Annotated in this window: 11 protein-coding genes and 2 pseudogenes; 10 read left to right on the forward strand and 3 right to left on the reverse strand. The window is 25.0% G+C overall.

Annotation, left to right across the window (positions count from 1 at the left end):
- Positions 1-117: 117 nt before the first annotated feature.
- A complete protein-coding gene (locus Q0K19_RS05810) occupies positions 118-342 on the forward strand; it encodes a hypothetical protein (RefSeq protein WP_297246237.1) in 225 nt (74 codons plus the stop codon).
- Between the two features lie 4 nt (positions 343-346).
- Positions 347-724: a sigma factor-like helix-turn-helix DNA-binding protein gene (locus Q0K19_RS05815; RefSeq protein WP_297246239.1), complete on the forward strand. Its 378-nt coding sequence runs from the start codon at positions 347-349 to the stop codon at positions 722-724.
- A 102-nt stretch (positions 725-826) separates the two neighbouring features.
- Here the strand turns inward: Q0K19_RS05815 and Q0K19_RS05820 are convergent, their stop codons facing one another.
- Both Q0K19_RS05820 and Q0K19_RS05825 read right to left on the reverse strand, forming a co-directional pair.
- On the reverse strand, positions 827-1,699 hold the full coding sequence (locus Q0K19_RS05820) for a flagellin (RefSeq protein ID WP_297246241.1): 873 nt from the start codon (positions 1,697-1,699) through the stop codon (positions 827-829).
- Between the two features lie 565 nt (positions 1,700-2,264).
- Positions 2,265-2,606 carry an ankyrin repeat domain-containing protein gene (locus Q0K19_RS05825; protein ID WP_297246243.1) on the reverse strand — a complete coding sequence of 114 codons (342 nt, stop codon included), beginning with the start codon at positions 2,604-2,606 and terminating at the stop codon, positions 2,265-2,267.
- Between the two features lie 579 nt (positions 2,607-3,185).
- Here Q0K19_RS05825 and Q0K19_RS05830 point away from each other — a divergent pair.
- The 6 genes and pseudogenes from Q0K19_RS05830 to Q0K19_RS05855 all read left to right on the forward strand — a co-directional run bounded on the left by Q0K19_RS05830 (position 3,186) and on the right by Q0K19_RS05855 (position 12,843).
- Positions 3,186-5,381 (forward strand): annotated as a pseudogene (locus Q0K19_RS05830) (ankyrin repeat domain-containing protein).
- A 563-nt stretch (positions 5,382-5,944) separates the two neighbouring features.
- Positions 5,945-7,866, forward strand: a pseudogene (locus Q0K19_RS05835) (methyl-accepting chemotaxis protein).
- Positions 7,867-8,023: 157 nt separating this feature from the next.
- Positions 8,024-8,677 (forward strand): electron transport complex subunit RsxE, encoded by a 654-nt coding sequence (rsxE, locus tag Q0K19_RS05840; protein WP_014488440.1) that lies wholly within the window; start codon positions 8,024-8,026, stop codon positions 8,675-8,677.
- A complete protein-coding gene (gene rsxA, locus Q0K19_RS05845; RefSeq protein WP_013113074.1) occupies positions 8,677-9,258 on the forward strand; it encodes an electron transport complex subunit RsxA in 582 nt (193 codons plus the stop codon). Before rsxE ends, rsxA begins: the two co-directional genes overlap by 1 nt.
- 37 nt (positions 9,259-9,295) lie before the next feature.
- Positions 9,296-10,138, forward strand: coding sequence for an RnfABCDGE type electron transport complex subunit B (locus Q0K19_RS05850; protein ID WP_297246251.1), 843 nt, complete (start codon positions 9,296-9,298; stop codon positions 10,136-10,138).
- A 167-nt stretch (positions 10,139-10,305) separates the two neighbouring features.
- On the forward strand, positions 10,306-12,843 hold the full coding sequence (locus Q0K19_RS05855; RefSeq protein ID WP_297246253.1) for a hypothetical protein: 2,538 nt from the start codon (positions 10,306-10,308) through the stop codon (positions 12,841-12,843).
- 8 nt (positions 12,844-12,851) lie between these two features.
- Here the strand turns inward: Q0K19_RS05855 and Q0K19_RS05860 are convergent, their stop codons facing one another.
- Positions 12,852-13,334, reverse strand: coding sequence for a GNAT family N-acetyltransferase (locus Q0K19_RS05860; RefSeq protein WP_297246255.1), 483 nt, complete (start codon positions 13,332-13,334; stop codon positions 12,852-12,854).
- 217 nt (positions 13,335-13,551) lie between these two features.
- Here Q0K19_RS05860 and Q0K19_RS05865 point away from each other — a divergent pair, with 217 nt between their 5' ends.
- Together Q0K19_RS05865 and Q0K19_RS05870 are read left to right on the forward strand one after the other, a co-directional pair.
- Entirely contained in the window at positions 13,552-14,895 is a 1,344-nt protein-coding gene (locus Q0K19_RS05865; RefSeq protein ID WP_297246258.1) for an MATE family efflux transporter, read from the forward strand.
- Positions 14,896-15,245: 350 nt separating this feature from the next.
- A partial coding sequence (locus Q0K19_RS05870; RefSeq protein WP_297246260.1) for a BspA family leucine-rich repeat surface protein occupies positions 15,246-16,456 on the forward strand: 1,211 nt, incomplete at its 3' end.

Here is a 16,456-nt window from a genome sequence, read left to right on the forward strand (position 1 = left end):
GTAATTACAAAATATTATTATAGTATATAAATATACATTATAGTAGGTTGAAATAAATTTGTTTATGATATATAAATATTTATACAGTATTTATATATACTGTATAAGGAGTTAATAATGAAGCAATTTCAAAGCACAATCTATTATAAGAAACTCATAAAAAACATATTAGATAATATTAAGGAGGATGATTATTTTTACAACAAAAAAACTAATTGGGAGGAATGGGTTATAATGCGTGTTGATATTAAGAATGCCATAAGACAATTAGAAGATGTTGATACAGAAAATTATAAACCTGAAATTCTTGATAAAATATTATGTATTTTAAAGGAGTATTAATATAATGTGCAATTTATGTTCTAAATATGATACCTGTAAAAAACTTTGTAATGATGTTTTGAAAGAGATTAATAAAAGTTTAGGAACTAGAAAAATTAATTCTGATAGAACAGACAGCAGAGAAAGTATATTAACAAATGATGATTTAGATAATATACTTTATACTAATGCTTTGACTGATAGTGAATACAGCAGAGTTTCAAATTTAATAATAGCTATACTTACACCAAAACAAAAAAGAATAATGAAATTATTTGCAGAGGGAAAAAGTCAGGAAGAGTTAGCAAAAAAGCTCAATGTAACTCAATCTGCTGTATCTCAATATTTAAGTGCTATTAAAAAAGAGATATCAAAGCAGTTTAATATGGTTATTAATATATGATTATAGGAATTTTATAGTATGGTTTAAAATAAAAAAGGGAGGCATCCGATTAAGGATGTCCCCCTTTATATGGTTAATATTACAAAACTAATTGAATATTAATTATTGTAATAATCTAAGAGCACCTTGTGGTAACTGATTAGCTTGAGCAAGCATAGACAAGTTAGCTTGGTTAAGAATTTGATCTTTAGCAAGTTTAACTGATGCTTCAGCCATATCTGTATCACGAATTCTGCTTTCAGAAGCCTGCATGTTTTCGAATCCAACCATTAAGCCTTGAGCTGTCATTTCTAATCTGTTCTGATAAGCACCTAAGTCAGATCTTTGTTTTAATACTTTAAGAAGAGCTTCGTCTACCATACCGATAACAGAGTTAGCTTTAGATGGGCTAGAAACGCTGATGAATGTAGCTGTAACAGCAGGTCCAACTGGGTTTTTAAGTCCAAGAGCTTGGCTGTTCATAGTACCGATATAAACGCGTTTTCTTTCGTCCATATTAGCACCAATGTGTAACCACATAGAAGCTGCAGGAGTGTTTTCACCTGTAGATCTAGCGAATCTTCCAGTTAACATGTTAAGTTTGTTGAATTGAGCTTGTGAAGCAACTCTGTCGATTTCGTCTACTAACTGAGAAACTTCGATTTGTACATAAAGTCTGTCTTCGTCAGTATAGATACCGTTAGCAGCTTGTATAGCTAATTCACGAATTCTTTGAAGAATGTTAGTAGTTTCTTCTAAGTATCCTTCAGTAGTTTGAATGAAAGATATACCGTCTTGAGTATTTCTTTCAGCCATACGTAAACCACGAATCTGAGTTCTCATTTTCTCAGATACTGCTAATCCAGAAGCATCATCTCCAGCTTGATTGATTCTCATACCGCTAGAAATTTGAGCAGCGTCTTTTTTAAGATCTACTTGGCGGAATTTTAAAGTGCGTTGTGCATTTATAGCACTTATATTATTGTTGATAACCATATGGTTCCTCCATGAATTATTTGTATGTGTTCTTCCCTGAACACACAATTATTATCGGTTATCGTTTTTTAATTATTAATTTTTTTTTAATTAAATAAAAATTTTTTTCTTCAGTTTTATTAAAAGATATATACTAATATTATGTTAATACTATTATGTTAATATTGTTATGTTAATATCAAATAACTTAGTTTATATATTATATATTAATTACGCATCCAGACTATGACCATATAATTAAATTCATTTTATTTTAATATTTTATTGTTTATAAAAAATGCATTCATTGTGCGGTTAATAAATTATTTAATTTAATAAAGAATTGGGTAGGGCTATAATTTATAATTAAGCTAAAAAATAAATGAAAGCTATTATTAGAAATTATAGCATTTATGTAAAAATGTTGAGTAAATAAATTTTTTAATATTACTAAATTAAAATTATATTATTTTTTATAATAGATTTACTTAAAAATAAATTAATAAATGTTCACACTATTTTGTAATTAAAATAATTTAATAAATTATAACTAATTTTATTAAATAGGTTTGGCTACTTTTATAATTTATTTATTCATAGCTTTCCAATATACCATAATTTCATAATTTTTTAAATTTTTAGCCATATCAATAGCTGTTTCTCCAATATCATTTTTTATATAACGATCAGCTCCATAGTCCAATAATGTCATTACTATAAATGTTTTTTTTAAAGCACTTGCATACATTAAAGCAGTAAATCCTTCTTGATCTTGTATATCAATATCTATTTCAGAATTTATCAGCTCTTTTACAGTTTCAATATCTCCAAATCTCGCTGAGTTCAAAAAAAGTTTTTCATTTTTAGTAAGTGCGTATAAATTTAGTGATAAAGAAAATATCATTAAAGAAAATATTATTTTTTTCATTTTTCTTTCCTTAAAAGTTTAAATTGTTCCTATATATAGATACGTATTAATGAAAAATTATATCTATTTTTCATTATAATTTTTTTATTTAAAATTATACTATTTATATTAACTTTATTACTTTTATAGTTCTTTCACCACGTTCACGCCCAACTTTTAACGCACGCAGAATATAGCTATATAAATAAAAAATATTTTATTTTTTATTTTATTTTTATATATCAATATATCCACCGTGCGGTTAATAAAGTATTCATATCTAATAAAATCTTGGGTGGGTGCTGTAATTTCTAATTGAGCTAAAAAATAAATAAAAGTTATAATTAAAAAATGAAGCAGAAAATATAAAAGGGTGGGGGAATGTAAATAGGTTTTAAATCTATTCTAATTCCTCGCCCTTTATATTTTTTATCTGCTTTGAAATTTTTGATAAAATTTTTTTTGATGCTTTATTAATAAATTATAGATACCCATCCAAGCTTTAATTAAATATATTATGTTTATTATATTTTTAATTGAATTGACTAAAATTATTAATTTTACTATACTATAGAGAGGTAATATATATTAGAGGTTATGATGTTTACAAATAAAGAAAAAATTGAATTTTTCAATGCTGTAGAAGATGGCAATATTCAGGAAATACAATATTTATTGAATAAAAATAATTATATAAATATAAATGTATTTGGAATAGCAAAAATATTAATTGAACAGGAAAAATAATAAAAATGTTATTGAAAAAAAAGATATTGAAATTGATTTTAAGAATAAAGATGGATGCACTCCTTTAATGATTGCCTCTTATAAAGGAAATACTGATATAGTAAAACTTTTATTAGAGTATAATGCCTCTATAGATATGACTAATGATAATAATTATACAGCTTTGATATATGCATGTATTTACGGCAGAGCAGATGTGGTAAAAATTCTTCTTGAACACAAAGCTGATATGTATATAGAAACTAAATTAGAAAATAATTATTTAACTGCATTGATGATAGCCTGCAGTCAAAATTATGCTGAAATAGTGAGAATATTACTTGAAAATGGCTATGATCCTAATTATAAAAATAAAAAAGGAGAAACAGCGTTAATATATTATTCCTTTATAAAAAATGATAAACCTAGTACAGAAATAATAAAAATATTATTAGAATATGGTGCAGATATAAATTCTACAAATAGCAAAGGCTCTACAGCATTAATGCTTGCTTCTTACAATGAAGAAAAAAAAGATTTTATGATGACTTTATTAGAAAACGGTGCTGATACTGAAATAAAAAATAATTTCAATCAAAATACAGCCTTACTTAATGCATGCGAACGAAGAAATATTGAAGGAGTTAAAGTTCTTCTTGAGTATAATGCTAATATAAATGTGCAAGATGAATTTAAAAAAACTCCTTTAATATTAGCCTGTGATGCTAATTCTTATGATATGGTAAAAATATTATTAGAGCATAATGCTGATATTAATTTATCAGATCACAGAAAAGAAACTCCTCTAATGTATGCAGTAGATGAAAGAAACACAAAAATTGTAGAACTTCTTTTGAAATATAAACCTGATTTAACATTAAAAAATGAATCTGGAAAAACTGCATTAGATATAGCATACAATAGAAATAATTATGTAAAAAAAATAACAGATTTAATAAAAGAATCATCATCAAGAGAAATACAATTTTTATATGCTGCTGCTGAAAATAATGCTGATAAGGTTTTAAAATATATTGCTGAAGGAATTGATATTAATAATACTATAGATGAATCAGATGACTCAATAGGTTCTAATGCTCTGCTTTTAGCTTCACAGTTTCATCATAAAGAAATAATAAAAATATTATTAGAGAATAATGCTGATGTCAATTTTAAAAATTATTTAAATAAAACAGCTTTAGAATATGTTGCTAATAATGATAATAATTTTGATATTGCTGTAGAGTTTATAAATAGGGGAGCAGATGCAAATGCGGTAGATAATGAAAATGCTACACCTTTAATGTATGCCGCTTCCGGTAATGCTAAAAAAATATTAAACTTATTAATAGAGCACAATGCTGATATTAATATTCAAACTAAATCAGGCTACACTGCTTTAATTCTTGCTGCTATGCATAATCATATTAATATAGTTAAAATTTTAATAAAAAATAAAGCTGATGTATTTGCAAGAGATGGTTATGGTAGAAGATGTTTATATTATGCTGACGAAAATTGGAATGCTGAGATGTATGAAATTTTTAGTAAGTATCATGATGATGAATATAAAAAAAGTACTCAATTTATTTTTGATGTTTTATATTCCAAAACTGATGAAATAAATAAATAAATATATATCTGAAGGAGGGGGATATTAACTTTCAAGATGATAATGGGCTTACAGCTTTAACTGTTGTAGAAAAGATAGAGATTGCAAAGATATTATTAGATAATAATGCAGATATCAATAAAAAAGGAAGAGACGGATATACTCCATTAATGATGGCAGTAAGGAGAGATAATATAAATCTTGTAGAATTCTTTATAGAAAATAATGCTGATCTTAATATGACAGATCCTGAAGGAAATACTGCATTAATTATAGCTGCTCAAAATCACAAAGATCATATATTTGAGCTTTTATTAAAGAATGGAGCAGACCCATCTATAAATAATGAAGCTTTAGAATTCTATATAGAGTTTGAAGATGAAATGAAAGATATGTTAAAAAATATAGAAAATAAGTTTTTTAATTTTTTTACTTTTTTCTCATTCCCCGCCCTTTAGGTTTGTTATTTATTTTGAAATTTTTACAGGCAATTTTCTTAATGCTTTATTCAGAAATTATAGCTGCCCACCCAAGATTTTTTTTAAATTTTAAAATTTATTCTACGCACGGTTAGTAAAATTTCAAATATAATAAAAATTAGAATTCACAATTGGCATATATTTATAGCCTTACTATGCGTGCGCTGTGTATATCCTGAATTTAAATAAAATTTGTGTGGGTATGCTTTTTCTAAGTTAATATAAAGGAATAATATGATTATAAAATCATAAAAAAACTTTAAAGTTTATGGGGGTGGGATATTAGTATAAATTTAAATTATCTTTGTAAATTATCTATTTTAGTAATCAAATTTTAATTTTAATTTATTATTTGTGATTTTTATTTACATTAAATGATTTCTTTGTGTATAAAGTATTGCTGATAGTATTTTTATGTATTAAAATTAAATTATTTATATTTAGAATTTGATTTTTTTATTTTTCGATTATATTATAGAATATAAAAAATAATTAGTTTTTTGAAAAATATCTAAATTTTTTTTTAGTATGGTTTTGTTATTATGAAAATAAATAATCTTTCTTTTAGGATACCTTTTATAATTTCTATTATGTTTATACTATGTATGTCAATTATTGTATTAATAATTACAATAATAAGTTCCCGTTCTATAGAAGATACAGCTATAAAGGGATTAAAAGTTGCAGCAAAATCATATTCAGATATGATAGATTTATATTTTACTGAAAAAAGATTAGTTATGGATTTATATTCTAAAGACCCTAATCTAGCAAAATATTTAGTTGATCCAAGCGAAGAAAATAAATTGGCGGCAGAAGAATCCTTGAAAGAATTTACAAGAGAGGTTGCCGATACACAGGTTTTCTATAATTATTCTTTGGTTAATTTTGATGCTAATATAGTACTTGATTCTATAGGCGGAAAATTACTTCATATTAATTATGGTAAAAATTCATCAGATTGGACTAGATTCAGAGATACAGGATTCGATTTTGCAGGAAGAGATTTGATTCAGCCTTCTTCTGCCAATCCTCTTAATGCTATATGTGTTATATGGAAAGGCGTTAAAGATGAAAATGGAAAAGTTGTAGGAGTTTTGAATAGTTCTATTAACTGGATGAAATTTATATCAGATTATATTATGCCTAGCCAATTAGGAGAAACAGGTTCTATAATGATAATCGATAAGAATAAAAATATAATAGCTCATAATGACACAAATAAATTATATATGAAAGTAATATAATAGGTACTTCATCTTATGAAAGAAAACCTGAAACTATAAGAGCTAAAGAAGATGAATTCTTTCAGAAGGTTTTGGATACTAAGGAAGGTATTTTGGAATATGTGGATGATAATAATGTGTCTGAAATAGCATTATTTAATCCTATACATAATACGCCTTGGTATTTGATAGTAAGTTACAGCCAAGATGAGATTTACGGAGATAAAAACAGACTTACAAAAATAGTTATAATTATAGCGGTTGTTATGTCTGTGATTATTTGTTTAATTGGTAAATTGATAGCTAGATCTATAATTTTACCTCTTAATATGGTTGTAAATGAAGCTGACAATATATCTAAGGGCTATATAGTTAATAATGATAATGTTTCCTGCAGTACTAGAAAAGATGAAATAGGTAAATTAATGTGCAGTTTTTATAATATGAAATCAGCATTGATAAATGCAGTAAATGTTGCCAATAGTATAGCTGTTGATGCAAAGGATAAAGCTGGAGAAATATCATCAAAGAACAGCAAACTTCATGCAGAAACAGAAAGTAATTCTTATAAAATGCAGGAAACTTCCAGTATAACTAATAATATAGGTGATTCTGTATTAGAAACTACTAATTATGCTAATGAACTTATTAATATAATGAAAGAAGCTAATAGTTCTATAGATATGGCTGACAGCAGTATTTCAGAAGCAGCTGATAATGCTAATTCTGTAAGTGAAGCCAGTAACAAAATAAAAGATATTACAAATGTTATAGAGAATATTGCTTTTCAAACAAATATATTAGCTTTGAATGCCTCTGTTGAAGCGGCAAGAGCTGGAGAAAATGGAAGAGGTTTTTCTGTTGTAGCAAATGAGGTTAGAAATTTGGCGCAAAGTACATCAGGATCAGTAAAAGATATATCATCTCTTATAGAAGAAAGTCAGAAACGTATAGAACTGGCTGCAAAATCTACTAATCAGTCTAAAGAATTATTTAATGATATGAAAGAAAAGATAGAAAAAGCGTATTCTTTACTTTCTAATTTCAGCAGTGCTTTAAAATTACAAAAAGATGGTATAGATTCTATAAATTCTCATATAGTTATTATAGAAAATAGCTCTAAAAATAACACCAAATTAGCAGAAGATGTAAGTGAAATTTCAGAGGAATTAGAAGAATTATCTATCAAATTGGAAGATGCTATGTCATTTTTCAAAGTAAAAGCTGATAATAAGTAATAAAATATAATAAAAAATATATTTTATTAGCCTAAAATGTTCTAAAAATTTAAATAATTATAATAAATGCGCTGTAAATTGTAATTATACTTGAAAAAGTTGTCATTTATGCTATAATATACTAGTATAATCTTAATTAAATCAAGGTTAAATTATTATGAAAAATTCACAGGTATTTATGGAAGGTGTTTGGAAGAATAATCCAACCTTCGTTCAGGTTCTTGGTATGTGTCCTAGTTTGGCAGTAACAAGCAGCGTAATGAATGCTATAGGTATGTCAGTAGCTACTATATTCGTTTTGGTTTGTTCATCTGCCTTAATCTCTCTTATTAAGAAGATTTATGCTAATGAAGTTAGAATTATGGGATACATAGTGGTTATAGCAGCTTTCGTTACTTTGACAGATATTGTCATGAAAGCTAAGTTTTATACATTGTCTTTGGCATTAGGTCCGTATATTCCGCTTATAGTTGTAAACTGTATTATATTAGGTAGAGCAGAGGCTTTTGCTAATAAAAACGGAATTATACCTAGTATTTTCGATGCTTTAGGTAATGGTGTAGGTTTCTTTATTGCTTTGACATTACTTGCTTCTATCAGGGAGATTTTAGGTAATGGTACTTGGCTTGGTTTTGATATAGTAGGTACTTTAAGAGGTTTCTTTGAGTCTGCTATGCCTTTCGCTTTGAATGCATATAATGAAATTACTACTCCTTGGGTTGTTATGATTATGGCTCCTGGTGCTTTCTTCACTTTAGGAACTTTAATTGCTATCAAAAGAGCTATAGACGCTAGAGGAGGAAAAGCTTAATGGTTAATTTAATTTTATTATTTGTAGCAACAGTTTTAGTTAATAATTTTGTTTTAACTAAATTTTTGGGTATATGTCCGTTTTTGGGAGTATCAAACAAGCTAGATTCAGCAATCAGTATGGGTATTGCCGTTACTTTTGTATTGGTTTTGACTGCTGCTGTTAGCTGGATGATACAGTATTACATATTAGTTCCTTTTAAAATCGAATTCCTACAAACTATTCTTTTCATCATTGTAATCGCAGCTTTAGTACAATTTGTTGAAATGGTAGTAAGAAAAACTAGTGAAAGTTTATATCTTTCTTTGGGTATTTATCTTCCTCTTATTACTACTAACTGTTGTGTATTAGGATTGGCTTTATTTGGTGTTTTATACAAATATAACTTTATACAAAATATAGTATTTGCTTTAGGTGCAGGCGTTGGTTTTACATTAGCTTTAGTTATAATGGCTAGCATAAGAGAACGTTTAATGACTGCAGATATACCGGAAGCTTTTAAAGGTCCTGCTATGCCTTTCATTACTGCTGGCATACTTGCTCTTATCTTCTATGGTTTTTCCGGAATAATAAAAATATGATTTTGAGTGTTAGAAGTATTTTATAAGGATAATAAAAATGATGACATCTGTTTTAGTAGCTTCAATATCTTCAGGCTTAATTGCTTTGATATTGGCTGTTTTATTGATATTTTCTTCAAAAATTTTCAAAGTTGAAGTTGATGAGAGAGTTACAACACTTACTGAAATGCTTCCAGGTGCTAACTGCGGAGGATGCGGTTTTGCTGGTTGTGCACAGTTTGCTAAGGCTTTAGTTGATGATAAAGCTCCTGTAGACGGTTGTTCTGTTGGAGGTCCTGATACTGCTGCTAAAGTTGCAGACTTCTTAGGTAAAGTAGCTCCTGAACAAAAAGAAAAAACAAGAGCATATATTTTCTGTCATGGACATAATGGAATAGCTAAATCTAATAAGGTTTATAAAGGTGCTCCTACTTGTGTTTCTGCTGTTATGGCTGGCGGAACTAAAGAATGTTCTTACGGCTGTGTTGGTTTTTATGATTGTATGAACGCTTGCGAGTTCGGTGCTATCATTAAAGATGAAGAAACAGGAATGCCTGTTATAGTTGAAGATAAATGTGTTTCATGCAGTGCTTGTGTTAAAGCTTGTCCTCAGAAACTTATTGAGATTCACCCTGTTTCACAAGATATACATGTTTATTGTAAATCTAAAGATAAAGGTCCTATAGCTAAAAAGGCTTGCGACAAAGCATGTATTGGATGTAATATATGTGTTAAAAATACTAAAGAAGGCGGTATGAAGGTTGATAATTATCTTGCTATAGTTAATTATGAGAACTATGCTGTTACAGATGAAAGTATAGCTAAATGTCCTACTAAAGCTATTACTAATGAAAAAGTAAATTCAGTAAAAAGCCTTCCAGTGCCTTTAAAAAAAGCTTAAAAAGTAATATTGTATATAGAAAATAGGGGTAATAATTATTATTGTCCCTATTTTTTAATTTATATATTTTAATTTTTTTTATATGATATAATTCAGTATATGAACAACACAACACAACACAACACATATTATAATATAAAAAAAAATTCATACATGGGGGTACATGTATGAAAAATAAGCATTTATTTATAAAAATATGTGTTTTGTTTTTAATAGTTTTTTCTATTGTATTAATAATTTTATCAATATTAGGTAGTAAGAAAAGAGTCGGATATTTATCAGATTTATCTCTTGATATAGATAATACACTAAAATTAAATAATTTGGAAGTTATCAAAAGAGATTTTTTTATTAACGGTATTCTTGATACAGAAGGTATTAAAAATTATTTATTAACAAATAATATTAATAATAATTTATTTTATTTTTTTAAAATAAATTATTATAATAAATTTTTTAAAAATAGTGATATTTATGGAGTTTATATAGATACTAATGAAATTATTTCAGAAAATAGTTTCATTAAATCAGTGATAATTGATAATACAGGTACACCTTTTGGAAAATTAATTACTTCTTCAAATATTACAGATAAAAAAATAGATATTAACTATACTTTAAAACTTAAATTTTATTCCTTTTATCCTATAATTATATTGCTTCTTATAATATTATATTATTATATAGATTTCAATAAATTATTGTTAAAAATATATAATAATTTTTTATCTTCTAAAAAAACAACTATTGATGATTATTCTGATTATAATTTATTAGATAATTTTTTTATTAATTTTTTAAAATCAATAATAGTATCATCTATATTATCTATTATATTATTTATTCTGAAATTTAATTTACTAAAAATATATTCAATTTTTCTTCTGATTTTTACAATATCTTTTTTTATATTTAATCTAGTTAAAATAAAATTTTTGGATAACTTATTTGATATTGTTTTTAGAAAAAGAAATGCAAAAGATATAACATATATTTTATTATTGATATCTATACTTGCTTTTCTTAAAATAGTGTTTATTATGATGAGATATATTAATTTAAAAGATATAAATATTTTCACGTTTTTTTTAGAAATAATATTTATATTTGTTTTCTTAATAATTCTTAATAAAATTTCTGATAATAAAATATTTGTATTTTTTATTACATCATTATCTATTGTCTTATGTGTTTATAAAAAATATTCTATAGCTATAAATGATGTTTATCATCATACTTCTCACTTTACATCATCTTTTTTTGTTCATAACGGTATACCATATAAAGAAAATATGTATAGTATATTAGGTCACTATGCAATATTAATGGAACCATTTTTTAAAATTTTTGGATTGAATGTCAAAACTTATTCTATCTTACTTACTATAATTTTTGCTATATCTTTGATTTCTATTATTATTAGTATTTTTATACTAATAAAGAATCCATTTTATAGAAATATAGCATTATTTTTAATAATATTTTTTTATTTCACATTAAATAATGAGAGACCTCGTTTTACTGTTTTTAGAATCTTTTTTCCTTCGATAATTATACTATATATTTCTATTTGTAATATAAAGAAAAATATATTGATACTATTTATAGGATACTTGATAACTAGTTTAGCTATTTTATGGAATTCTGAATCAGGATTGGTATGTCTTTTTTCTTTAACTCTAACTAACATTTATATATATTGTTATGAATATAATTTTAGAGATAAAAAATTATATATTAATAGTTTATTAATGATTATGATGTCTTTATTTTCATTGATAATATCATTAATAATATTTAATTTATATAATGTTTGTATTTTAGGTGGGGATTTACATAATATAAAATCATTATTATTTCCATTATTTTCTGGTCAAGTATCAAGTATCATTGTTTATAATATGGATACATTTTCTATTTTTATTATATTAATTTTTATTATACCATTTATTTTTTATCTTTCTAAAATGTTTATTTTTAATAATAAGATATTTAATGAAATAAAATATTATTATCCTATAATTATATGTATTTGTATTTTAGCTCTAGGATTAAATTCATATACTATTAATAGATATAATTTTAGTCATAATGCTATTATTTTACCAATGTTAGTGATTATTGTACCTTTTATTTTATATAAATTAGATAATTTTATTTATAATAATTCTATTATGAATAAAAAATTTTATTATATCAAAAATATAATATTATATACATTTATAATAATGTTATTTTTTTGCGGATATCTTTCTATAGTAAATTTTACAAACTTTTATTCAAATAATACTAGTAAATTTTTATCTTATTTAACTGAAAAAAATTATGAAAAAAATGGAGTATCAGAAATAACAACAGAATATATGAATAAATATGGATATGATGGTATAATATCATTTGGAGGACCATTTGTATATGGATATGCTAATTTAGGTTGGACCAATTCTTTGATATTGCCTAATGAAAGTGATTGGTGGAATCCTGAATTTGGATATACTAAAGCTGTAAATTTATTCTTAGATAAAAATCCTGATGTTTTTTTATCTCTTGGAACGTTAGAAAATATGTCATATTATTATAATTCAAATGATAATAATAGTATTTTATTTTTTAATAATTATGTTTCTGAAAACTATACAAATATTAAAACAGAATATGAAAAATATAATTTATATTTTTATAAAAAAATAGATGTATTTAATTAAAGTTATATTTATAAATCTATATAATAAAGTACAATATCTTCATACTCATTATTTTTATTTATATATCCTTTTTTAACTATACCTATTTTATTAAAACCAATTTTTTTATATAGTTTATGGGCATTAGTATTTGATATTACAACGGCATTAAATTGAAGTATTTTATATCCTAATTTTTTACTTTGTTTCATAGAATCTCTTACTAAGGCTTCTCCTATTCCTTTTCCTCTTGATTCTTTATTTACTGCATAAGAAGCATTTGATATGTGTCCGCATCTTCCTATATTATTTGGATGAAGTATATATACACCAAAAACTTTATCATTATCTATTGCAATACCAGTATAGTCTTGAGAGCTGAAATATTTATGGGCTTTTTCTTCATTGGATAATGTTTCTATTTGAGGAAAATATATACCTTCTTCTATAGTCTCATTCCATATTTTTAAAACTTCTTTAATATATTTTATATCGTATTTTATTATATGCATTTTTTATTCCTTTTAATAGTATTTAATCATTATATTAATTAAAATATTATTACGCAATAAGATTTTATCATCTTGACATAAAATAATAATATGACTATAATATATTTAGTCAAAAAACATACTATTAATATTTATTTTTTATATCTTGATCATTTTCTTTAGTATATGTTTTTATAATTCTTATAATATTTTTCTTTTTATTTTAAAGGAATAATTAATGGAACTTAATAATAGAACTTTAATAGAAAACAGCAGCATCAATTTATTTTCAAAATTTGCAATACCTAGCATATTAGGTATGATAATGGGTAGTGCTGCTGTATTTGTAGACGGTTTTTTTGTAGCACATTTTATATCTGCAGAGGCTTTTACTGCAATAAATATAGTATGGCCTATAACTGCTTTATCTTTTGGTATTTATGTAATGCTCACTATAGGTTCTGTTGCTCTTGCTGGAAAATGTATAGGTGAGAATAATATAAGACGTGCAAATTTAATATTTACTCAAACTTTGATTGTAGTTCTTACTATAGCTAGTTTTCCTTTGATTATAGCATATATATTTAGAGAGAGTCTGCTTCCTTTTTTTGGAGCACATGGAGAAGTTTATGAATTATCATTGGATTATGTAGAGGGTGTACTATTTGCAACATTTTTTTGGGGAATGGCTTATGTTTTAAGTCAGTTTGTAAGACTCAATGGTTCTCCTAGATTTGCTTCTTCTATGTTTATAATATCATCTTTGGCTAATATGGTATTGGATCCTCTTTTTATTATAGTTTTTCATTTTGGAATTGCCGGAGCTGCTTGGGCTACTGCTATATCACAGATAATAGCTTTTTTGATGGGATTATTATATTTCTTCAAACCTAATTGCAGATTAAAGATAATAAAAATTTATGGAGGCTGGATATATATATTAAAAGCTGCATTTAATGGATTTTCAGAGTTTTTAAGTAATTTTTCATCGGGACTAATTCCTTGGCTTTTTAATATAACGGCATATAATATTTCAGGAAATAGAGGCATACTAGTATATTCTGTTGCTAATTATGCAATAATGTTTTTTATAATGCTGGCATATTCAATAGGTGAGGCATTAGAACCTTTGGTAAGTGTTTCTTATGGTGCTAGAAATAAAAACAGAATGAAAGATTTTTTAAAGATATCAGTATTTTTAATTACTTTTATATCGGTATTAAGTTCTATTATACTTTTAATTGATCCTAGTCTTCTTGTTAATACGCTTTTAAAAGATGTTGATAATCAAACTTTTGATGATGCTTTATTTTTTGTAAGAACCTCTATACCCACATTCATAGGTGTTGGAATAAATATCATAATGAGTGCATACTATACTTCAGTTCAAAAGGCTGGGGCTTCTGCAATTGTTGCTGCTTTAAGAAGTATGATTCTTCCTGTTGTATTGGTATTAACTCTACCAAATATTTTTGGATTTATAGGTTTGGTTTTGGTTTTGCCTATAAGCGAGATAGCTACTTTAATAGTGTCTTTTGCATTATATAAAAATAGAAGTGCTGATATATTACTTACAGAATGATTATTTTATAAAAATACTCTAATATTGTGATGAAAAAATAAAATATTAATATATATTGAAAATTTTTAAGTTTGTTAACCGCGATCTGCGTACCTTCACGCACGGAATTGTTTTATCTTATCAAATGCCAACTATACATGCGGTTGATTACCTATTATTGTACAAAAATTAATAATTTATCTTACAAGTAATAAATATTAGATAATATTTTATTTTATAAAAAAATTACAATTTACATTTAAAAAATATAAAAATTGAAAAAATATAGTTGTTTAGCTATATAAACAAAGTATTGTAATAATAAATACATAATATAAAATTATTATACTTATAAAAAAATAGGAATAAATATGAAATATAAACCTACAAGCAGGAAAGAATTAAAAGATTTAGTAACAGATGAAAGTATTTATTTGGGAGATATAGATACCAGCTTAATAACTGATATGTCAAACTTGTTTGATTTTTTTAATAGAGATAATTATGACGGTATAGAAAATTGGGATACTTCTAATGTAGAAGATATGGCTGGTATGTTTTCTGCTAATAGGAATTTTAATAAAGATATTAGTAAATGGAATGTATCTAAAGTGAAAAATACAGCTTATATGTTTTTCTTGACTGAACAATTTAATCAGCCTTTGAATGATTGGGACGTTAGTAATGTTATAAATATGAATAGCATGTTTATGAATGCTAAAAGTTTCAATCAGCCTCTTAATAATTGGAATGTAGGTAAAGTTCAAAGTATGAGAGATATGTTTCATTGTGCTGAAAGTTTTAATCAAAATATAAATGACTGGAATGTAAGTAATGTAGAAAATATGAATCATATGTTTTCATCTGCTCATAAATTCAATCAGCCTTTATTTAAATGGGATACTTCTAAAGTAAAAGATATGTCTGGCATGTTTTCATTAGCCTATGCATTTAATCAGTCTCTTAATAATTGGAATGTAAGCAATGTTACTAATATGAGATGCATGTTTATGTTTGCAAGAGATTTTAATAAGCCTATTAATAATTGGAATACAAAAAAATTAAAAGATGCAGGAAGCATGTTCTCAAATACATCAGCATTCAATCAGAATTTAGATGATTGGAATATTGATAATCTTTCGGATATGAGTAATTTTAATAAAGATTCTAAATTAGAATTAACATTTAAATTCAAAATTTATTTATATGCATTTACTTTGGATAAAGAAGAAAAAAATAATTTGAATGATTTTATAAAAAACAATGTAAAAAAGATATATGAAATTATAGAAAATCATAAAAACAAGAAAGTTAATTTTCTTAAAAGATATTTAATAAATAATTTTTATAATGAATTAAAAGAATTAATACCAAATTATATTGAAAGTTTTAATAATATAGAAGAAGTTTATGATTATATAGATAAAAACTATAATAAAAAAGATGATAAAAAAGTAAAATTTATAGATGATATAGAAATAGAAAATATAGATAAAAGAATAATAAAATATATTTACTTATCATATTTAGAATTAAAAAGAGAAGCCTACAGAATAAAACAAATAGATTATATTATAAATTT

The organism is uncultured Brachyspira sp. (assembly GCF_944393015.1).
In the GTDB taxonomy this organism is placed as follows: Bacteria; Spirochaetota; Brachyspiria; order Brachyspirales; family Brachyspiraceae; genus Brachyspira.

Excerpts from the sequence above, each read along its gene's own strand:
- Q0K19_RS05855 (WP_297246253.1), top strand. The coding sequence starts at position 10,306 with ATGAAAAATAAGCATTTATTTATAAAAATATGTGTTTTGTTTTTAATA.
- Q0K19_RS05820 (WP_297246241.1), bottom strand. The coding sequence starts at position 1,699 with ATGGTTATCAACAATAATATAAGTGCTATAAATGCACAACGCACTTTA.
- rsxE (WP_014488440.1), top strand. The coding sequence starts at position 8,024 with ATGAAAAATTCACAGGTATTTATGGAAGGTGTTTGGAAGAATAATCCA.
- Q0K19_RS05815 (WP_297246239.1), top strand. The coding sequence starts at position 347 with ATGTGCAATTTATGTTCTAAATATGATACCTGTAAAAAACTTTGTAAT.
- Q0K19_RS05865 (WP_297246258.1), top strand. The coding sequence starts at position 13,552 with ATGGAACTTAATAATAGAACTTTAATAGAAAACAGCAGCATCAATTTA.
- Q0K19_RS05825 (WP_297246243.1), bottom strand. The coding sequence starts at position 2,606 with ATGAAAAAAATAATATTTTCTTTAATGATATTTTCTTTATCACTAAAT.
- Q0K19_RS05860 (WP_297246255.1), bottom strand. The coding sequence starts at position 13,334 with ATGCATATAATAAAATACGATATAAAATATATTAAAGAAGTTTTAAAA.
- Q0K19_RS05810 (WP_297246237.1), top strand. The coding sequence starts at position 118 with ATGAAGCAATTTCAAAGCACAATCTATTATAAGAAACTCATAAAAAAC.
- Q0K19_RS05850 (WP_297246251.1), top strand. The coding sequence starts at position 9,296 with ATGATGACATCTGTTTTAGTAGCTTCAATATCTTCAGGCTTAATTGCT.
- rsxA (WP_013113074.1), top strand. The coding sequence starts at position 8,677 with ATGGTTAATTTAATTTTATTATTTGTAGCAACAGTTTTAGTTAATAAT.